We start from the raw sequence: 19,546 nt of genomic DNA, 5'->3' as shown, positions 1-19,546 counted from the left end.
GCGTGAGTTACACGGCATCCGGGGGCTTGTGTGAAGTGTGCCATAGTCGCGGTCAGCTTCGCAAGCATTATGTGAATGGTTATTCTGGCGTCGAGCGCATCTCAGCATCAAGCCACTATTTCGTTAAAGTGTTATTTACCAATGGATTTCGATACGCATATGCGAGACACTCGTGAGGCTTATGCGTATAACTAATCGCATTGAGTGATTGGGGTTGACACGGGTGCACGAAGTCAGTGCAGGGTGTTGAGCCACATGTTCAGAAGGACCAGCAGTCCCACCATCGCTGCGACCGCAGCTGCCACGAGGCAGACAAAGGAGACCCACAGGCCGATCCTCAACACCGGGTTCACCTTGCGTCGGCCCCCCATGATCTGAACGATGATCACCAAGACGTCAATGATCCATACCAGGGCAATCATCACGTCATGCACACATTCGAGAACGTCAGCACCGGCCAGCACACAATCGAACCGAGAAATGAGATCACCAGGTCGATGCCGTGCAACTCTTTAAGATGTGAGGTGTGGGTGAGAGTCCACACAATGCCGATCAGGCCGTAGGGAATCCCGATGATGATGAGTGTTCCGAGGAACTCGGAGACCTTCATCTCGTAGTTGAGCAATCGATTGAGCTTGGTTAACAAGGTCCGCCCATCCTTTCGATTACCGGAGCGTGACCCTGCCGGGTTCTACGCGCCGCACTGTCCATTCTTGGTTCGTCAGATTGGGCTCTCGCCCTTACATATTCGAGGATTTCAATACCCATCGTCCGACCGACCCTAGGACCTTCCGTCGCGGTGACCGGGCGGCGATGGGGCGTGGGGGCCGCCCCCGACCGGCGGCCCCCACTGGCGGGTAAAGCTGATAACAGCGTCGCCCCGGCGCGGTGAGTCATTCTCAATCCGGTGCCGAACTGCCTGGCGCTGAACGTGTTCGCCAGATAGCGCGATGCGCGTCGCATCGTGAAGAATCGGGAATCGCTGATGCAGCCTGCTGATGAGGCGTTTAGCCTCGTGTAAGTCCCGGCGCAACGAGGCCGCCTTCTGACGGTAGCGCAGCACACCCGCTGCGCGAGGGCCAAGCCGCTGGACGTGGCGTTCAGCAGATGCGATGGACTGCTGCAGCTCGCTCGTATAGCCGCGGAGCGCCATCACCAATGACCGCGCTTGAGCAATGGAGACATCGTCCTTCATGCACGAACCCAGCCACGTTTTTGCGCGCGTTGGCGAACACTGCCAAGCGCTTGCCTCCACAGCAGCGCTGTGATTGCGCGTATCTGCGGGCCATTTACGCTTTCGCGAGCCAAGAGCGCCCTTGCTGTTGTCTTAGCTTCCAGCGACGCCTTGTTGAAATGACCTGAATCCAACGGCGGCATCGGGTCGTACTCGATCGCCAGCTGGATTGCTTCAGCCCTGTTTGATCCGCCGACCTCTCTGGCAATCCACAATGCGAGATCGATGCCGGCTGAAACACCGGCACAGGTAACGATATTGCCCTCGTGCACGATACGTTCGTTGTCTATCGGAATGGCCCCGAACGGACGCAGCAGTTGAAGCCCCTGCCAATGCGAAGTGGCCCTGCAGCCTTCAAGCAGCCCCGCCGCGGCCAATATCAAAGACCCCCCGCATACCGAGGTGGTCCACGTCGCCTGGCTGTTGGCGGACCTTAGCCACGACAGGAGTACCTCGTCTCGAGCGTGGACGGCCACCGACGTGTTGCCTCCAGGCACCACCACGATGTCCGGGCACTGCGTTTCCTCGAAAGTATGCGTGGCTCCCAGTACTAAGGCCCCCGAGTCTGCCGTGATCGGGCCAACCTCATGCCACACGAACCGCACCTCAGCTTCCGGCAAGAACCGGAGCACCTCATATGGGCCAACTAAATCCAGGGCCGTGAATCCCGGGAAGAGCACTAATGCGATCTGCGTCAATCCCAAACTCCTTCTCGGACAAATGTTCACCGTTGAACCGTCCAGAACCCGCCCTCGGCCGCCTGAGGCCGCCTCGGCAAGAAGACGGACGATTGTCCCTTGGAAAGGATCTAGCACGAACGCGCGTTGCGCAAGTACTATGTTAATAGTAATTCCGAATCTTGTTTCCCGACGACCGATCGCGATGGTGCGTTATGATCACGCCCGGCAACTAACAAATGCCCTGTTAACAGGAATATTTTGTTCGAGGAACGAGGGGGGCGCTATGGAGTCCCATCTAGAAGTGAACATCTGTTCTCGGCGTATTCACCTGACGGTGCAGTCCTTGCCGCGACCGGCACGGGGTGTCATACACGTGCGCGACCACCTCGCGGGCTCCAAGCCTGCGCGAGCACGCCGCCGCTTGAAGCTGGCCGAGCGGGATCTCGAAGGCGCAGCAGTTCAACGGAATTCGCGTCTCACTCGTTTGGTGACGCATGTTGTCATTGCCGTGGTTGATCCAGCTCTCCGCAGAGTGCTGACTTGTTCGTGGCGCCTGCGCGGCGACCGCCATTGACCCCTACCTCGATACGTATGCGGCAGAACCCTAGGAGCACTGGACAAATGGGCGCGACACCCAGACTCGGGCCTGTGATCTCGAGCAGCACTCCGCTGCTCGACAAGTACCTGGGAGACAGACGCTTTCTTCTGACACTGCCGCGGGCCGTCACCCTGCAGGTCCTGCATCCCGCTATCGCCGCTGCACTGGCGCAGCACGTGCATAATCGCCTCTGGGACCACAAGCGGCGGGCGGTGTCGCAGATGATCTACATGGCATACGGGAAGAGCGATCCCAGTCCAGTCATCAGGTTCGGACACGAACACGTCAAGGGCGTGACGTCAACGGGTCGTCGATACCACGCGCTCAAGCCCGATATCTTCTTTTTTCAGCACGCCACCTACGTCGACACTCTGGTCACCGCGATCAACACCTTTAGCGAACCTCTCACGCAGTACGGACACGAACGTCTCTACGATGAATGTTGCCTGTGGTACGCGCGTTACGGCGTCTCAACTCGACCCATGCCCGCAACGTGGGCCGATTTCACTGCGTACTTCACCGAGGCGTGCGCCTCACAGCTCGCCCTCACCGAACACTGCTCGCAGCTGCTCTCTCAGGCGCTTCGGCCAAGCACGTGGGTTCCGTCCCGGTTACCCGGCCTCGGGGTACGCGGAGTGCAACATCCCAGAGCATGCGAACTGCTCGATATCCGGCAAAATTCCTGGGAAAGAACGGCTTTCGCTATCTACGCTCGAGCAATACGCAGTCAGTTCGCAATGACGCCGCACCGTGCTCGCTATGTATCACAAGCGCGTCGGCGATCGGACCTGACTAGTTCAAAGGGCTGATCGTCACCATGCACGTAAATTTGGACACGGCACGCTACCGTGATGAGATGCCAGTCCCCCACCGGCCGCATGAAGCCGACACGGTGAAGCGTCGTCCCAAGGACAGGAAGATGCAGATTGCCAAGGCGTCGACCGAGGCCTTCAGCGAGTCCGGCTACCACGCTGCCAGCATGGAACAAATAGCAGCACGCGTCGGCATCTCGGCCACGGGGCTGTATCGGCACTCCGCAAGCAAGTACGAATTGTTCCGCGACGCGGTACTCGCGCTGGGTAACGGCCTTGTTGAAGCGACTGATCTTGCCGACCACGAAGATGCCGACACCGATCCCCGAAGCGCGCTACGCGCCTTAATCAACGGCCTCATCGAGACCACCCTCGCCAACCGCGCAGCCGGCGGTCTATTCCGCTGGGAAGGCCGGTACCTCAACGAGGACGATCAGCACGAACTGGCCGCGCAGATCAAGCTCGTCAACCGCAGGCTTCAGCAGCCGCTTATGGCGATACGGCCCGCGCTGACCTCGCGTGAACGCTGGACGCTATCTTCGGCGGCGCTGAGCGTCATCGGCAGCATCACCGATCATCGGGCCGCATTGCCGGGCGCCGAAATCCGCGCCATCCTTGTCGAACTGGCCGAGTCGGTACTGTTCGCCGACCTACCTGCAAGTCCCCGATCAGACAAGCCATTGCCCGAAGCACCAGCGGTGACGGCCGCCGCGGGGATCTACGAAATGCTGCTGTATGAATCGATGCTGCTATTCAACGCGCGCGGCTATCGCCAGACAAGCATGGAAGACATCGCTGCAGCGCTCGGAATTCAAGCCTCGGGTATCTATCGGTACTTCCCCGGGAAGGCGGATATCCTCGCCTGCTCGTTCCGACGCGCTGCCGACCGCATATCGGCCAGCCTGTCACGTGTACTGGCCGAGACAACGGAGCCTGTTCCCGCCCTCAGAGCGCTCATATCGGACTACGTGACACGTTCATTTGAGTGTCCCGAACTGGCCTATCTCTACTACAGCGAACGCAACAGTCTCACATCGCAGGACCGCACTACGCTACGGCACATCCAGCGCTCCACGGTCCAATCATGGTCCGCATTAGTGCTTTCCGCGCGCCCAGACATCACGCCAGGACACGCCCGGTTCGCAGTTCAAGCCGCCTTCGCCCTAGCCGTCGACCTCGTTCGCCTGGCCAACCGACACAACACCGAGCACGCCCAAGCGAGCGCCCGGTACCTGATGGAGGCCGCACTTCTCGGAAAGCCGGCCACACGCACCCGCGAGCGTAAATCTGCTTCTGGGAGTGGGCGATCCGGCCAACGATAACTCGCACTGCGGCGAACTGTTTACTACACGGCGTAAAACTTGGGCGCAGTAGTCGGTAGATGCGGTGCGAGTATTAGCAAGCAGCGGCCCACGCTCGCGGACTATCTCAACTCCGGCACCGAACGGTCGAGCAGCCTGGCGATAGCGTCAAGAGGGGAGGGCTTGCCATCCAACTCACGCTCGATGAATTGGATAATCGCAACTTCGTGATCAACAACGTACTCAAAGAAGTCCTGATACGGCGTGCCACGGAAGTCCTCCGAAAGACGCTGAAATACCGGGAGATAACGTCGAGTCGCCAACCTCAACGAACGTAGCTGAACGTTCCATGGCCAGTACACCGATGGAGGAGCCGCAATACGGCCGACTTTGGCCGCGACTCGATTTGAGGAATTGACTTCAATTCCACTGTGTTGAAGGAACTTCCGTGTTTCCTCGTTGGTCTGTGCCTCAAGGGCGTGAATCGACGCCCAGGCACTGGCCTGTCGCTCCTCCCGCGCATGCGACGCGGCGGTGAGCGCAAACGACTCACCGAGTTCCTCGGACTCGACTAGCTTGGCCAGGCCCCGACGGACGCTCCCGTCAACCGGGTACGAGTTGCGAGCTTCCACAGTAACCACCTTCTTTGCTGAACTTGTGGATGATTCTCAACTACATCGCCGCCAAAGGCGACACCATCTCTCTTGCAAAGAGACTCGCCTTAACCGGCGCTCCTCATTTCTGCGAACAAGCGTTCGCAGAAATTTCTACACGACGTGCTGCGGTCAAGTCAAGGGTGATTTGTTTTCACCAGCACCGGCGGGTTTCAGCAACGCCACTGCGCGGTGAAGTCGTGCGTGCGCACCCGCGCGCACGCCCAGGACCGGCACCTTCGCTCGCCGTCGCGAACCGTCCCAGCCATGAGGAAGCTCCACTTTTCAAGCTGTGGCGTTACGCATCAGCTTGAAACAGGCGGCGGCTGGGCGGCGCTTGGATACCGACGACTCCAAGACGTTCTCAAACAACCTCAGCCATGTTAATGTCCATTCTCCAAGTGCACGAATGCAATACAGCGTTGCGCTACAAGCGGTCCAAAGGACGTGAGCCGCAATGGACAACCCCGCCATACAGAACCGACAACAAGGAGGCATCCGACAACCTGAAAGCACTTGAAACAGAACGAACTCAAGTCGTGCCGTGGTGGCGGATAACCACAGACGCAACGACCGTGGCCTGCGCCCAAGTTCCCTGAGCCACAACTGTACTCAATGGAGAGGACTGATCTTATCTTTCATCGCATTGGCTTGGCCATACTGACTGCTTCGGGTGCGTTTGTTGGGCTTTGGGCCTATCTCGCTCCCGTTCACTGGTACAACACTTTCCCCGGCCTGGGAATGCGGTGGCTGCCCGCATTCGGCCCGTACAACGAGCACTTCGCCAAAGATGTTGGTGCGATGTACCTGGCGCTGACGGTAGTGGGCGCCCTGGCCTACATCTACAGGTCTAACAGGACGCTGGTGGTGGTTGCAGCGGCGGGCTGGACCGTCTTCAATCTGCTCCATTTGATCTACCACCTGACCATGCTGCACATGTACGGTCCCCGCGACGCCATTGTCAGCGTGACGTTGCTGAGCGTGCTTCTGGTCTGCTCGGCGGCATTGGCTGTTCCTGGCCGCGAGAACACCCGCAGTTAGGCCCGTTAAGACGAAGGAGATCGCTTCCGGCCCAATCAGGTTTCCGGGTTTCTCGACGTCGAGTTTCCGGCAATAGTCGGACCCCGTCATAATTCTCGATGTCGCCGCTGCCCTGTTCGACGAACGGGGCATCCAGGCCGTGGGAATGCAGCAAATCATTGACAGCGCAGGCTGCGGCAAAGCCGTTCTCTACCGCGAGTTTCCGACTAAAGACGACCTCGTCACAGCCTATCTCGAGCGCTACACCACAACCTGGGACAAGGTTCGCGAGCGTGTGGCGCAGGAACACCCCGGCGATCCCGGCGCTCAACTCGTCGCGGTTGTGAGATGGACCGCCGAGCAGGCGGTCATGCCGTCCTACCGTGGCTGCCCCGTCCACAACACTCACGCCGAATTTCCCGACCCCAGCCACCCCGCACACGTCATGGCGCTGCGCTACGCCCAACGTATCCGCAATGCCATGACAGAAATCGCTCGTGAAGCCGGCGCCTCCGATCCGGAGAAACTCGCCGACCGGCTAGTACTGGTGATCGACGGCGTGAGCGTCAGTGGAGCCACCCTCGGCGACAAAGGTCCTGCGCAGGCCGCGGTGGCATTCGCCGAGGACCTGGTACGAGCCGCAACCCACCTATGAGGCCACATAACGTCCGGCGGCGCACACTCTTACGTGCTCCGTATGAGCCCTGGATCCGATGTGCAAAGTGAGCAATCCGTCCAGGAGACCAGGTGGGCGAACGTCCGTACAGATCGCTCGGTACTACAGCTCGGCAATGTATAGCGCTCACGTCTCAAATTCCTTTCGTATATGAAATTCCAGACGAAATTCATTTTGAGACGACGAAACCGAATTTGAGAACCTACAGCAGCTTTCGGCTACCTCGCCATATTCGTGAAGCGCGACAGATGTAGCTGGTGCGCCACGGTAATCGTCGCCGTTGGGCCGTTACGGTGCTTGCCGAGGATCAAGTCGGCTTCACCGCCGCGCGGGTCGTCTCGCTCGAACGCATCCGGGCGGTGCAACAGGATGACCATGTCGGCATCCTGCTCCAGCGAGCCCGATTCACGCAGGTCGGAGACCTGCGGCCGCTTGTCGGTGCGCTGTTCGGGACCACGGTTCAGCTGACTGATCGCGATCACCGGAACCTCGAGCTCCTTGGCCAACAGCTTCAGATTTCGGGAGAACTCCGAGACTTCCTGCTGACGGGATTCGTGCTTCTTACCGGAGGTCATCAGCTGCAGGTAGTCGACGACCACCAGCTTGAGCCCGGCCTTCTGGTTGAGCCGCCGTGCCTTGGCACGGATTTCCATCATGGTCAGGTTCGGGGAGTCGTCGATGTAGAGCGGCGCCTCGCTGATCTCGCTCATCCGCCGCGCCAGCCGCGTCCAGTCGTCATCGCTCATCCGGCCCGAGCGCATATCGCCCAGTTTGATCTTCGCCTCTGCCGAGAGCAGTCGCATGACGATCTCGGTCTTGCTCATTTCCAGCGAAAAAATCACGCTGGGCAGCTGGTGCTTGATGGAGCACGACCGCATGAAATCCAAACCAAGAGTCGACTTACCCACACCGGGTCGCGCCGCCACGATGATCATCTGTCCCGGGTGCAGCCCATTGGTGATCTCATCCAGGTCGGTGAACCCCGTTGGCACACCCTTGGAGATACCGCCGGCCGACGCGATCGCGTCGATCTCATCCATCGTGGGCTGCAGCAGCTCTTCCAGCGGCACGTAATCTTCCGACATCCGCCGGTCGGTGACGTCGTACACCTCGGCCTGCGCCCGATCCACCACCTCGGCCACATCGGCGCCCTCGGCTCCGGCGTACCCGTACTGCACCACTCGGGTGCCGGCCTCCACGAGCCGGCGCAACAGCGCCTTCTCGGCCACGATGCCCGCGTAATACCCCGCGTTGGCGGCGGTCGGCACCGTGGAGATCAGCGTGTGCAGATAGGGCGCACCGCCCACCCTGCGCAGCTGCCCGCGCCGGTCCAGCTCGGCAGCCACGGTCACCGCATCGGCCGGCTCTCCCCTGCCGTACAGGTCCAGGACGGCCTCGTACACGCTCTGGTGGTTGGGTCGATAGAAGTCGTGTGGCCGCAGCTTCTCCAGAACGTCAGCGATGGCGTCCTTGGACAGCAGCATCCCACCCAGTACGGACTGTTCGGCGGCCACATCCTGCGGTGGTTGGCGGCCGAACTCCTCCTCCGGAGGGGCAACCGGACCGGACTGGCCCAGATCGTCGACTATCGCCACGGCGCGCGGTCCTCCTATTCACATCAAGTCGAACACATGATCGCGTCAAGGTCCGACATGTACGGTTCACCCTGCGCGCCGCGGTAGACGTTAGATGTTGCTGGGCACCCTGCCAAGCCGCCCTGTGGATGAGCCTGGGCATGGGGTGTGGACTACTGTCCAACGCGGTGTTAGGGGGTTGGGGAAAACCTGGGGATAGCTACCTACAGTCCTGCACTTTTCCCTGTTGAAAGCCCGTGAACTACTTGACAGGACTGTGGATGGGAATCCATCCGGCGTGTCGCCGCAGGTTGCGTGTTCGGGCGTGTTCTGTTACCCCGATCAACCCTCTAGGTGAACTAGAGGTAGCTTCGCTGGACTGGCACACGCGTACAATACATTCGCCAGTAGATACGGCAACGGCGCCGCGGAAATCCGCGACGCCGTTGACCCGGCAGTATTTCGGATCGATCAGCCTTCGGCGACTACATCCACAGTGACCTTGGTTGCCACACCGGTGTGCAGGTGCACGTCCAGCGCGTACGAACCGACCTTCTTGATGTGTGCCTTCGGCAGGGTGACGGTCCGCTTGTCCAGGTTCGGGCCACCGGCGGCCTTGATGGCGCCCACCACGTCAGCGGCGGTCACCGAACCGAACAGCTTGCCTTCGCCTGCGGTCCGCACCGTCAGCTTGACGGCGCCCAACCCCTCGATGGCCTGCTTGATCTCGTGAGCGTGCTCGACGCCACGGATCTCCTTGGCCTCACGGGCACGACGGATATCCGTCGCCTGGCGCTCGGCACCACGGGTGGCGACAATCGCCAGTCCGCGCGGCAGCAGGTAGTTACGTCCGTAACCGTCCTTGACCTCGACGGTGTCACCGGCAGTGCCGAGGTGCTCGACCTCGGTCGTCAGAATCAGCTTCATCAGATATCCCTCCGGTCCCTACCGCGTCGCCGAGCTGAACGGCAGCAGGGCAACCTCGCGGGCGTTCTTCACCGCGATCGCGATGTCGCGCTGGTGCTGAACGCAGTTACCGGTGACCCGGCGGGCACGAATCTTGCCGCGCTCACTGATGTACGTGCGCAGCAGGTTGGTGTCCTTGTAGTCGATATTCAGCGCCTTCTTGGTGCAGAAGGCGCACTTGCGCGTCTTGACCGGCTTTTCCGGGGCAGGACGGCGCTTAGTCGTCTTGGCCATGGTGAATCTCTTTCTTTCTAGCTAGATAAGTTGTGTCGCCCAGATCAGAAGGGCGGTTCGTCGTCGGCAGCCGTAGTGGAACCGGAGGCCGGGGCACTGCCCCACGGATCGTCGGCAGGCTCGCTGGAGCGGGAAGCCCCGCCGCCACCGCCACCGCCGCCGAAACCGCCGCCGCCTCCACCACGTGAGGCCTTATTGACCTTGGCGGTCGCGTACCGCAGAGACGGGCCGATCTCGTCGACCTCGACCTCCATCACGGTGCGCTTCTCGCCCTCGCGGGTTTCGAAGGAGCGCTGCTTGAGACGGCCGGTCACGATGACGCGGGAACCACGAGTAAGGCTTTCGGCCACATTCTCGGCGGCCTCACGCCAGATATTGCACCGCAGGAACAGCGCCTCACCGTCTTTCCACTCCGAACTCTGTCGGTCGAAGATGCGGGGAGTCGACGCCACAGTGAAGTTGGCGACGGCAGCCCCGGACGGTGTGAATCGCAGTTCCGGATCGGCGGTCAAGTTTCCGACGACCGTGATGGTGGTGTCACCTGCCACGGTTCCTCCTCGTAGATGTCAGCGGCTTAGTTAACCGGCAGCCTACGGAAGTCCACTGACTCCCGTAGGACCTCCCGGAGATCGTCAGCGGGCTCCGGTACGCAGGACCTTGGTCCGCAACACGGACTCGTTCAGGCCAAGCTGACGATCCAGCTCGGACACGGTGGCCGGAGCAGCGACCACGTCGATCACCGCGTAGATGCCCTCGGTGTGCTTAGCGATCTCGTAAGCAAGACGGCGCTTGCCCCAAACCTCCACCTTCGAGACGGTTCCGCCGTCACCGCGGATGACGTTCAGGAACGTATCCAGGGACGGAGCTACGGTGCGCTCGTCAAGGGTGGGGTCGAGAATGACCATGATTTCGTACTGACGCATGAGAAACTCATCACCTCCTATGGTCTTGTGCGGCCACGGCGTATCCGTGGCAGGAGAGTCGCCTGCGTCGGCAACCGGCCAAGGCTACCGCACAGCCCCCTGACCGGCGAAATCGTGCTTACCGGCTAGATCCACCGACGTCCGCCTGCCCATCCCGCGACACACCCGCTCGTGGTGAGAACACGCCGCGCAAATCCGCCTGAACACGGCGTGTCGGCATGGAGCAAGGTCGTGGTGCGGGGCTACGCGCGAACGATATGCGGCGCGGGCTTACGCGGGCGCAACCAGGCAGGCAGCCATTCGGGAGGGGCGTCGGGCGCCCCGTCGCACGGCCCGCCCGCCGGATCGTCAGTGTGGTCACCGTGGGCGCGCACCAAGTCCTCGCTGGGGTGATAGATCTGGCGCAGCACCAGCACACACAGCCCGATCACCGCGATATCGCGCACCAAGACCGTGCCGGTGAACCACTGTTCGGGCAGCCCCTTGTTCTCCACACCCAGCAGGTAGTACATCCGCGGTATCCACACCAGCGCATCGACGGTCATCCAGGCCAACAGAATTCGGCGATGCGGCAGCGCCACCACCGCCAGCGGCACCAGCCACAGGGAGAACTGCGGGCTCCACACCTTGTTGGTCAACAGGAAGACGGCCACAACCAGGAAGGCCAACTGCGCTACCCGCGGGCGCCGCGGCGCCGTCAGCGCCACATATCCGATGCCCAGACAACAGAGCCCGAACAGCACTGCCGATACCGCGTTGAGAATGACCGGCGGCTCCCAGAAGCCCAGCGGACCGTCGAAGCCCTGCCACCCGGTGAAGGACTTGAAGACGTTGTAGAGCGAGTCCATATCGTCGCCGCGGCGGGTGTTGAGCCGGAAGAACTCTCCCCAACCGCGTGGGAACAGCATCGCCACCGGCGCGTTCACCACAACCCAACTGGCCGCCGCTGCCGCCGCGGTCTTGGTGAACTCGTGCATTTTGCCGCTGCGCAGGCTCACCAACAGCAGCGGGAGCAACAGCAGCATCGGATAGAGCTTGGCGGCCACGCCCAGCCCGATCAGCACACCCGCGAGCCACGGCTTCTTGCGTGCCCACGCCCATAGCGCCGTCATGCTGAAAGCCGTTGCGAGGGCATCGAAATTCGTGAAGATCTGGAATATCACGATCGGTGACGCGGCGATCATCACCACATCCCACGGACGGGTGCGCGGGCTCAATCCTGCACTGGCCCAAATGGTTACCAGCCAGGCCAACGCCAGCCCAAAGGCCACGATGTCGAAGAACATCACCACCTCGGCCACAATGGGCAGCCCGAGTAGATCGCTGGCCTGCGTGTAGGTCTTGGCCAGCGCCATCGCGGTGTACTGGTACACCCCGGTGACCACCGGGTACTCCATGTACCGGACCGCTGGGGTGCCGTCGTACTGGATCTTCTGGTGCCCGCCCGAATCGGTTTCCAGCCAACTCGACTTGTACGGGAAGCGGCCCTGGTTCAGCAGTTCTGCGCCATACAGCGGCACGGTGTCCGAATAACACAGCTGGTAGTAGGCGCGGTTGTTGTCCCAATTGGCCACGCGCGCAGCGCCGTTGCCGGTCCCGCTCTGCTGCAGACAGGGCGCCTTGCTGGTCCATCCCAAGATGAGGAACCCCAGCGCGATGATGAACACCACCCGCAGCGGCGTCCAGAACGGCTGCCTGCCGACCAGTGCATGCCGCCCCAATGGTCCGCCCACGACCTCGGACAGCTCAACACCCATCGCGTCGGTGCGACTGGGGAAATCGCGATCGTCGGCGCTGCGCAGATCATCCGCCAGCTCCTCGGGCGACACCGTCGCACGCTCAAGCTCGTCGGCTACGCGGCTCTCAGACTGAACGTCGCCGGCTACGCGGCTCCGAGACTCTGTCGGCACCTGCCTACTGCCCCGGCGGTGGTGCGTCACCCGCCGGTGGCGCTGCCGGACCAACCGGAACCGTCGTCGGCGGCCCCACCGGAATGGTGATACCGGGCGCGATTTCGATGGTGGGCTGGATGACCGTCACTTCCCCGCCGCCTGCCGGCGCAGGCACCGGCGGACCGTTGGGCACCGGTGGCGGCGGCACGTATGTGGGCACACCGGCGTAACCGCCGATCGGTCCTGGCTTCGGGAAGGTCTCCTTGGGGGTGCCGTCCAGGGCGCCGTTCATGGTCTTCTGCCAGATATCCGACGGCAGGCCGGAGCCGTAAATCGGCCCGCCCCAACTGGTCTTGATCGGCTTGCCATCGTCGGTGCCGACCCATACCGCCGTCGAGAGCGACGGGGTGAAACCGACCATCCAGGCGTCCTTGTTGTCCTTGGTGTCGCCCAGCTGCGCGGTACCCGTCTTGGCGGCCGACTCCCGTCCACCGGCCAACGCGTGTCCACGCGAGTAGGCGGCAATCGGCTTCATCGCCGAGATGGCGTTGTTGGCAACGTCATCGGAGATGCGCTTCTCACCCGTGTTATCGGAAGAGCCGGCGTCGAACAGCACCTGACCGTCGGCGTTCACCACCTTCTGGATGAAATGCGGCTTGCGGTAGGTACCGGAAGCCGCCAGGGTCGCGTACGCCGAGGCCATGTCGAGCACCCGGGTCTGGTACTGGCCCAGCACCACACCGTTATTGGGCGGACCACCCTGCCCGTCTTCGGACAAGGTGTGCGCGACGCCGGGGAAGTTCTCCGCGATACCGGCGTTGTGCGCGGCGGCGGCCACATCGTCGGGCCCGTTCTTCAGCTTCAGCATCAGCCGGTAGAAGCTGGTGTTCAGCGAGCGCTTGAGCGCCTCGGCCACCGAACATGTTCCGCACGAAGCGTCTTCACTGTTCTTGATGGTGATGCCCTGATAGGTCAGCTCCGAGCTGTCCAGCTGGTAGCCCAGGCCGATCCCCTGCTGCAACGCCGCCACCAAGGCGAACACCTTGAATGAGGAACCCGTCTGCAGGCCCTGCTGTGCGTAGTCCAGACCCTGTGCGTTGGAGCCGCCGTAGTACGCCTTGACCGCACCCGAACGCGGGTCGATGGACACCACCGCCGTGCGCAGATCCGGGTTCTCACTCTGCAAGGTGTTGTTGACCGCATTCTCGGCGGCCTGTTGCGCCTTGGTGTCGATGGTCGTGGTGATCTGCAAACCCTCGGTGTTCAACGTCTGCTCGTCGATGTTGAACAGATCGGTGAGCTCCGCCATCACTTGACGTTTGATGAGGCCGTTGGGACCCGTGGTCGCGTTCTGTGCCGCGGCCTGCTCGGGCGGCACCGTGGCCGGGTACACCTGACCGGCGCGATCCTGAGCGGACAGTGCGCCGATCGTGACCATGCCGTCGAGCACCCAGTTCCAGCGATTCGTCGACTCCGGCAGATCCACCGCGGGATCCAGCCGCGAAGGCCGCTGGATCAGCGCCGCCAGCAGCGCACCCTCAGACACCGTCAGCTGCTCGACCGGCTTGTCGAAGTAAGCCTTCGACGCCGCCGAGATGCCGTACGCACCGCGCCCGAAGTAGATGATGTTGAGGTACGCCTCCATCACCTGATCCTTGGACCAGGACTGCGACATCTTGGTGGAGATCACGATCTCCTTGGCCTTACGGGTCAGACCGCCCAGGCCGGCACGCTGCGAACCCACCATCGCGTTCTTCACGTACTGCTGGGTGATGGTCGACCCACCCTGGGTGTCACCGCCGAACATGTTGTTCTTCACCGCGCGCAGCAGGCCCGAGAAGGAGAAGCCCGGGTTGCCGTAGAAATCGCGGTCCTCGGCGGCCATCACTGCCGCACGCACGTGTTGGGGTACCTGGTCGATCTTGATATCGACCCGGTTGCCTTCCGGCGGAACGACTTTGGCGATCTCGGTGGTGCCGTCGCTCGCCAGGATGGTGGACACCTGGCTGGTGCGGATGTCACCCGGCTTGGGAATGTCCACCACCGAGTACGCCAGCGCAAACGTCGCCAACGGAATCACGATCGCCAGCAGCACCAGCGCGATCATCACATTGCGGACGGTCTTCCAGCCGTAGCTCTTTCGCTTACGACGGCGCCGCGGCGGGCGCGCCGAACCACCCGTCGTGCCGGGCAGGCCCGGAGGAGGCGGCGGCTCATGCCCCATGCCCTCGTCGTCATCACGTTCCAGCGCCGCACGTGCCGCGGCCACCGCGTCGTCGTCGCGCCGGTACAGCGGCAAATCCTCGACCGGGTCCAGGATCGAGGTCGGGCGATCGTCCATGCTGGGGGTGCGCGGTGAATCCTGGCCGTCGTGGGGAGCTACCGGATTCTGCTCGTCAACCACGCCGCCGTCACCTATCTGCCTATTCACTGGCCGTCCGGGCCCGAGTTGTTCGCTGACGTGGGGTGGTCCCCTTCGGCGCCGGCAGGGCGCCCATGACATACGACTTCACCAAATGATTCCAACTGCAGGTCCGACACACCTCGACAACATGCACAGCGAACTCCGAGTACTTCGTCGCGAGCATCACCAGCTCCTCGGCCGAACGAGCCGATCCGGATACCGCGCCCAAATGTTCGCCGAAAACCCACGACACCAGTGTCAGTTGCTCCTTGCGGCAGATGGGGCACATCACGGAGCTGGGCTTGCCATGAAATTTAGCCGCACGGAGCAGGTAAGGGTTCGCGTCGCAGACTTCAGTCACCCCGGTACGCCCGGAATAGACCTCTGCCAGCAGGGATCGCCGCTTGAGCGCGTAATCCACCACCTGTCTCTGCAATCGCACGGTAACCAGAGTACGTCCGATTACGCGCCGACAGAGCGTGGGCCGCACAGACAGGCTGTCCTTTGCAAACCCGAACTCTGCCCGCGTTCGACTCGTTACGATTGAACGACTGTCATTCCGAGGGGGCAACGTGACATCTCGTCATCTATCACCGGCGCTTGCCGGCTTCGCGATCATCGCCGTCGCCGCAGCCGGATGCGGCAAGTCCGCTGACACTCCGGCTACCGACACATCCACCTCGACGACCACGTCATCGGCACGCACCGTCCCGAGCGCTGCTCCCGCCGTCACCCCGTCGGCGCCGGTCGGCGTAACGGGCACCGGCAAGGTTGTCGGGAACGCGGTGCTGAAGGTGCTCGGCAACGGGACCGCCACCGTCACCTGGAAAGAGAACGGCGGCCCCGCGCACCTCGAAAAGAATGTGTCGCTGCCCTGGGAGCACACCATCGACGTTGTCGAAGAGGCCAACTCCGAAGTCCGCGCCGACGGTTCTGGCGCCAGCGGCTGCACGATCACGATGGGCGACATGCTGGTGTCCTTCAAGAACGAGCCGAACCCGGTCTGCGAATTCGCGTACTGGGGCTGATCCCGGCCGCTCTACGATTCCTCGCATGGCGACCCGTGCCAAGGACTCTGACCGTGACGTCACCTGCAAGGCGCTCGACGCCGCCTTCGGCGATGGCCAAATTTCCTCGGAGGAACACTGTCAGCGGATTGCGGTAGCGACGCGCGCACAAACCCTTGGCGAGCTCAACGGCGTCGTCTCCGATCTGCAGATCTCTCCCTTGCCGATCGAGGCGCCCTCCCCGCAACCGCCGCGCCGCCGTTGGCCGGCGATCGTTGTCACCGCCGTCGTCGCGGCCGCCATCGGAGCCGGGGTCGGCGGTTATGCGATGCGGCAGATGCCGCCGGACCCGGGTGCCGCGGCCGATGGCGTCCCGCCGGTAGTGATCGCACCGACGAAACTGTTCTCCGTGCCCGGTCTGGCCGGGCTGTTGGATCAGATGCGGGTCAAGTTCGGCGACACGGTCGGCATCGAACTGACGGTGCGCGCCAACAATGCGTCGTTGGTCCGTATCGAAGCCTCCGATCCGAACCTGCCCATCACGTATCCGTATCAGGGCGGGTTCCGCGACGGCGGCGCGATGCCGGGCACCTGGCGCAACGTGCACATCGGAGATCTGGGCAGGTTCGATCCGGCCAAGATTGTCGGCGTTCTGCGCGGTGCACCCGAATCCCTGAACGTGCCCACCGCAGGTGACGGTGGCACCGTCATGGTGATCAAACCCAACGACGAGGGCGTCGACGTCACCATCACCGTCTCGGACAAGGACCGCACCGGGCGGATTGTCGTCGCGGGCAACGGAGAGCCCAAAGAGGTCGCGCCCGCACCCTGACCGCCAGGATCGCCGCCGCTCTACGATTCCTCGCATGGCGACGCGACCTTCAGCCCAGACCCGCGCCAAGGATTCCGACCGTGACGCGACCTGCCAAGCTCTCGACACCGCGCTGGGCGATGGCCAGCTGTCCATGGAGGAACACCGTGAACGGGTTGCCGCGGCGACCAGCGCGAAATCCCTTGGCGATCTCTCCGCGCTGGTGGCAGATCTGCAGCTGAACACCCCGCCCGTCGCGCTCCCCCATGAGCGGAAACCTTCGGCTTGGCGTCAGCGCGCACCATTTCTTGCCATCGCGGCATTCACTGCGGCCGTGGTTGTCCTGGGTATCGGGCTGCTGGTGCGGGAATCGGGAACTCCCGACACGCCACACCCTGCGGGTACGCCCGGCGCCGTCCGTCCCGGTGCGGCTCCGGTTGACGACGGGATTGCTCCCACAGTGATCCCTCGACCGGCGCCCGCCGAGAAGAACATCTTCAGCGCCCCCGGGCTGTCCACGCTGATCGACCGTATCCATCAGAAGTTCGGTGACTCAACGGGATATGAGCTGGACCTTTACCCGGAGTACGCGATCATTGAACGTGCTGACCCCGATGAACCCAAGGGGCTGATTTCGTACCTCTACCGGGAGGGCGATTTCAACGATCCCGATCGCCGACCGCGCTCGTTCGACAATCTCGGCGACGTCGGCGCATTCGACCAGGCTGCGATCCTCGGCATCATCCGGGGAGCCGCGCAGACCCTGGGGATCGACAAGGGCGAACCGAGTCACGTGATCATCCGGCCCACCGCAGAGGGCGGTCTGAAGATCAACATCTACGCCTCCCGTGGAAACTACGAATCCGGCTACATCTCCGTCGACGCCCAGGGGCTCAATCCCAAGCTCTACCCGCCGTCCTAACCCGCCCCCGTGTGGCGCCCGCATATATCGCGGCGATAGTATGACTCGATCGGTGCACGAGAGATGCTCCGGCGTCATATCTGGTCTAGGGAGGTGACTTCATGCTTGAACTGGCCATCCTGGGCTTGCTGCTTGAATCACCCATGCACGGCTACGAGCTGCGCAAGCGTCTGACCGGATTGCTCGGGGCGTTCCGGGCCTTCTCGTACGGCTCGCTGTATCCCGCTCTGCGCCGGATGCAGGCCGACGGGCTCATCGAAGAGGACTCCGCGCCCGCGGGCGCCACGGTGCTGCTTCGCGGCAAGCGGGTCTACCAGATGACGGCCGCCGGCCGCGCTCGCTTCAGCGAGCTGGTAGCGGACACCGGTCCTCAGAACTACACCGACGACGGCTTCGGTGTGCACCTGGCATTCTTCAACCGCACCCCGGCCGAGGCCCGGATGCGAATCCTCGAAGGCCGCCGCCGTCAGGTGGAGGAACGCCGGGAGGGTCTGCGCGAGGCCATCACCCGGGCAAGCAGTTCGTTCGACCGATACACGAAGCAGTTACACCAGCTTGGCCTGGAATCCAGTGAACGAGAAGTGAAGTGGCTCAACGACTTGATCGCCGCCGAGCGCACCGCGCAGGCACGGGTCGAGGAGCGTTAAGTATGTCCATCGGTAAAGGAGAACCGTCCATGTCCAACAACACATCTGAGGTGCGCGTCGCCATCGTCGGCGTCGGTAACTGCGCGTCCTCGCTGGTCCAGGGTGTGCAGTATTACCAGGACGCGGACGAGAACTCCAATGTTCCCGGCCTGATGCACGTCAAGTTCGGCCAGTATCACGTGCGCGACGTGAAATTCGTCGCCGCGTTCGATGTGGATGCCAAGAAGGTCGGCTTCGATCTCTCCGAGGCGATCCTGGCTTCGGAGAACAACACCATCAAGATCGCCGACGTGCCGCCCACCGATGTGATCGTGCAGCGCGGACCGACCCTGGACGGCATCGGTAAGTACTACGCCGACACCATCGAGGTCTCTGACTCCGAGCCCGTCGACGTCGTGAAGGTATTGAAGGACAACAACGTTGACGTCCTGGTGTCCTACCTGCCGGTGGGATCGGAAGAGGCCGACAAGTTCTACGCCCAGTGCGCCATCGACGCCAAGGTGGCCTTCGTCAACGCACTGCCGGTGTTCATCGCCTCGGATCCCGTGTGGGCCAAGAAGTTCGAGGATGCCGGTGTACCGATCGTGGGCGACGACATCAAGAGCCAGGTGGGCGCCACCATCACCCACCGCGTGATGGCCAAGCTGTTCGAGGACCGCGGTGTCACCCTGGACCGCACCTACCAGCTCAACGTCGGCGGCAACATGGACTTCAAGAACATGCTCGAGCGTGAGCGCCTGGAGTCCAAGAAGGTGTCCAAGACCCAGGCCGTGACGTCGAACCTCAACGGCTCGCTGGCCGACAAGGTGTACGACAAGAACGTGCACATCGGCCCGTCCGACTATGTCGCGTGGCTCGACGACCGCAAGTGGGCTTATGTCCGCTTGGAAGGCCGCGCCTTCGGTGACGTGCCGCTGAACCTGGAATACAAGCTTGAGGTCTGGGACTCCCCCAACTCGGCGGGCATCATCATCGACGCGGTGCGTGCGGCGAAGATCGCCCTCGACCGTGGACTCGGTGGCCCGATCCTGCCGGCCTCGGCCTACCTGATGAAGAGCCCGCCCAAGCAGCTCGCCGACGATGTCGCGCGCGTTCAGCTGGAGCAGTTCATCGAGGGCTGAGCGCCTACGCGCAGACCATCGAACCGGGCTAGTCACCCGGAAGTCGTTCCCGCCGAGGGCATACCAAACGC

Annotated in this window: 21 protein-coding genes; 9 read left to right on the top strand and 12 right to left on the bottom strand. The window is 62.5% G+C overall.

All coding sequences use genetic code 11. The features are described 5' to 3' along the window. Positions 1–233 precede the first annotated feature (233 nt). The 3 genes from BKG76_RS11310 to BKG76_RS11295 form a co-directional block, all read right to left on the bottom strand. Complete coding sequence (locus tag BKG76_RS11310; protein ID WP_083338010.1) at positions 234–434, bottom strand: hypothetical protein; 201 nt, start codon at positions 432–434, stop codon at positions 234–236. Further along, on the bottom strand, positions 422–646 hold the full coding sequence (locus BKG76_RS11305) for a hypothetical protein (protein WP_070937723.1): 225 nt from the start codon (positions 644–646) through the stop codon (positions 422–424). The genes BKG76_RS11310 and BKG76_RS11305 overlap by 13 nt, the downstream gene beginning before the upstream one ends. Positions 647–1,191: 545 nt before the next feature. After that, positions 1,192–1,932: a DJ-1/PfpI family protein gene (locus BKG76_RS11295; protein ID WP_070937721.1), complete on the bottom strand. Its 741-nt coding sequence runs from the start codon at positions 1,930–1,932 to the stop codon at positions 1,192–1,194. A 630-nt stretch (positions 1,933–2,562) separates the two neighbouring features. Here BKG76_RS11295 and BKG76_RS11290 point away from each other — a divergent pair. Both BKG76_RS11290 and BKG76_RS11285 read left to right on the top strand, forming a co-directional pair. Further along, the gene (locus BKG76_RS11290) at positions 2,563–3,321 is read left to right on the top strand and encodes an oxygenase MpaB family protein (protein WP_236737559.1); all 759 of its coding nucleotides are present in this window, start codon (positions 2,563–2,565) and stop codon (positions 3,319–3,321) included. A 47-nt stretch (positions 3,322–3,368) separates the two neighbouring features. Then, positions 3,369–4,646, top strand: a complete 1,278-nt coding sequence (locus tag BKG76_RS11285) for a TetR/AcrR family transcriptional regulator (protein ID WP_070939137.1) — start codon at positions 3,369–3,371, stop codon at positions 4,644–4,646. A gap of 101 nt (positions 4,647–4,747) precedes the next feature. Here the strand turns inward: BKG76_RS11285 and BKG76_RS11280 are convergent, their stop codons facing one another. Further along, on the bottom strand, positions 4,748–5,257 hold the full coding sequence (locus BKG76_RS11280) for a hypothetical protein (RefSeq protein ID WP_131815812.1): 510 nt from the start codon (positions 5,255–5,257) through the stop codon (positions 4,748–4,750). Between the two features lie 636 nt (positions 5,258–5,893). Between BKG76_RS11280 and BKG76_RS11275 the strand changes: the two genes are divergently transcribed. Together BKG76_RS11275 and BKG76_RS11270 are read left to right on the top strand one after the other, a co-directional pair. Then, complete coding sequence (locus tag BKG76_RS11275) at positions 5,894–6,319, top strand: hypothetical protein (protein WP_070937719.1); 426 nt, start codon at positions 5,894–5,896, stop codon at positions 6,317–6,319. 88 nt (positions 6,320–6,407) lie between these two features. Next, the gene (locus BKG76_RS11270) at positions 6,408–6,953 is read left to right on the top strand and encodes a TetR/AcrR family transcriptional regulator (RefSeq protein ID WP_070937718.1); all 546 of its coding nucleotides are present in this window, start codon (positions 6,408–6,410) and stop codon (positions 6,951–6,953) included. 239 nt (positions 6,954–7,192) lie between these two features. On the opposite strand, the gene dnaB is transcribed toward BKG76_RS11270, so the two are convergent. From dnaB to BKG76_RS11230, 8 genes are all read right to left on the bottom strand, one after another. Then, entirely contained in the window at positions 7,193–8,569 is a 1,377-nt protein-coding gene (gene dnaB, locus BKG76_RS11265; protein ID WP_070937717.1) for a replicative DNA helicase, read from the bottom strand. A gap of 450 nt (positions 8,570–9,019) precedes the next feature. Beyond that, entirely contained in the window at positions 9,020–9,475 is a 456-nt protein-coding gene (rplI, locus tag BKG76_RS11260; RefSeq protein ID WP_070937716.1) for a 50S ribosomal protein L9, read from the bottom strand. An 18-nt stretch (positions 9,476–9,493) separates the two neighbouring features. Further along, positions 9,494–9,748: a 30S ribosomal protein S18 gene (gene rpsR / locus BKG76_RS11255; RefSeq protein ID WP_005064619.1), complete on the bottom strand. Its 255-nt coding sequence runs from the start codon at positions 9,746–9,748 to the stop codon at positions 9,494–9,496. Between the two features lie 44 nt (positions 9,749–9,792). Continuing rightward, on the bottom strand, positions 9,793–10,296 hold the full coding sequence (locus tag BKG76_RS11250) for a single-stranded DNA-binding protein (protein ID WP_070937715.1): 504 nt from the start codon (positions 10,294–10,296) through the stop codon (positions 9,793–9,795). 84 nt (positions 10,297–10,380) lie between these two features. Continuing rightward, positions 10,381–10,671, bottom strand: a complete 291-nt coding sequence (gene rpsF / locus BKG76_RS11245; RefSeq protein ID WP_070937714.1) for a 30S ribosomal protein S6 — start codon at positions 10,669–10,671, stop codon at positions 10,381–10,383. Positions 10,672–10,913: 242 nt separating this feature from the next. Beyond that, positions 10,914–12,500 carry a glycosyltransferase family 87 protein gene (locus tag BKG76_RS11240; RefSeq protein ID WP_070937713.1) on the bottom strand — a complete coding sequence of 529 codons (1,587 nt, stop codon included), beginning with the start codon at positions 12,498–12,500 and terminating at the stop codon, positions 10,914–10,916. An 85-nt stretch (positions 12,501–12,585) separates the two neighbouring features. After that, positions 12,586–14,967, bottom strand: a complete 2,382-nt coding sequence (locus BKG76_RS11235) for a transglycosylase domain-containing protein (RefSeq protein WP_070937712.1) — start codon at positions 14,965–14,967, stop codon at positions 12,586–12,588. A gap of 19 nt (positions 14,968–14,986) precedes the next feature. Next, the gene (locus BKG76_RS11230; RefSeq protein WP_070937711.1) at positions 14,987–15,409 is read right to left on the bottom strand and encodes a DUF5318 family protein; all 423 of its coding nucleotides are present in this window, start codon (positions 15,407–15,409) and stop codon (positions 14,987–14,989) included. A 130-nt stretch (positions 15,410–15,539) separates the two neighbouring features. Between BKG76_RS11230 and BKG76_RS11225 the strand changes: the two genes are divergently transcribed. The 5 genes from BKG76_RS11225 (at position 15,540) to BKG76_RS11205 (ending at position 19,475) form a co-directional block, all read left to right on the top strand. Continuing rightward, positions 15,540–15,995, top strand: coding sequence for a hypothetical protein (locus tag BKG76_RS11225; protein ID WP_070937710.1), 456 nt, complete (start codon positions 15,540–15,542; stop codon positions 15,993–15,995). 25 nt (positions 15,996–16,020) lie between these two features. After that, complete coding sequence (locus BKG76_RS11220; RefSeq protein WP_070937709.1) at positions 16,021–16,806, top strand: DUF1707 SHOCT-like domain-containing protein; 786 nt, start codon at positions 16,021–16,023, stop codon at positions 16,804–16,806. 34 nt (positions 16,807–16,840) lie between these two features. Continuing rightward, positions 16,841–17,707: a DUF1707 SHOCT-like domain-containing protein gene (locus BKG76_RS11215; protein ID WP_070937708.1), complete on the top strand. Its 867-nt coding sequence runs from the start codon at positions 16,841–16,843 to the stop codon at positions 17,705–17,707. Between the two features lie 101 nt (positions 17,708–17,808). Further along, positions 17,809–18,354 carry a PadR family transcriptional regulator gene (locus tag BKG76_RS11210; RefSeq protein WP_070937707.1) on the top strand — a complete coding sequence of 182 codons (546 nt, stop codon included), beginning with the start codon at positions 17,809–17,811 and terminating at the stop codon, positions 18,352–18,354. 29 nt (positions 18,355–18,383) lie between these two features. Then, positions 18,384–19,475, top strand: coding sequence for an inositol-3-phosphate synthase (locus BKG76_RS11205; RefSeq protein ID WP_070939136.1), 1,092 nt, complete (start codon positions 18,384–18,386; stop codon positions 19,473–19,475). Positions 19,476–19,546 lie beyond the last annotated feature (71 nt).

The sequence above is a fragment of the Mycobacteroides franklinii genome (assembly GCF_001853795.1).
Lineage (GTDB): Bacteria > Actinomycetota > Actinomycetes > Mycobacteriales > Mycobacteriaceae > Mycobacterium > Mycobacterium franklinii.
This window is presented reverse-complemented; position numbering and strand designations above follow the sequence as displayed.

Coding starts and splice junctions, on each gene's coding strand:
- BKG76_RS11285 (WP_070939137.1), top strand. CDS start 3,369: ATGCCAGTCCCCCACCGGCCGCATGAAGCCGACACGGTGAAGCGTCGT.
- BKG76_RS11275 (WP_070937719.1), top strand. CDS start 5,894: ATGGAGAGGACTGATCTTATCTTTCATCGCATTGGCTTGGCCATACTG.
- rplI (WP_070937716.1), bottom strand. CDS start 9,475: ATGAAGCTGATTCTGACGACCGAGGTCGAGCACCTCGGCACTGCCGGT.
- rpsR (WP_005064619.1), bottom strand. CDS start 9,748: ATGGCCAAGACGACTAAGCGCCGTCCTGCCCCGGAAAAGCCGGTCAAG.
- rpsF (WP_070937714.1), bottom strand. CDS start 10,671: ATGCGTCAGTACGAAATCATGGTCATTCTCGACCCCACCCTTGACGAG.
- BKG76_RS11220 (WP_070937709.1), top strand. CDS start 16,021: ATGGCGACCCGTGCCAAGGACTCTGACCGTGACGTCACCTGCAAGGCG.
- BKG76_RS11215 (WP_070937708.1), top strand. CDS start 16,841: ATGGCGACGCGACCTTCAGCCCAGACCCGCGCCAAGGATTCCGACCGT.
- BKG76_RS11210 (WP_070937707.1), top strand. CDS start 17,809: ATGCTTGAACTGGCCATCCTGGGCTTGCTGCTTGAATCACCCATGCAC.
- BKG76_RS11205 (WP_070939136.1), top strand. CDS start 18,384: ATGTCCAACAACACATCTGAGGTGCGCGTCGCCATCGTCGGCGTCGGT.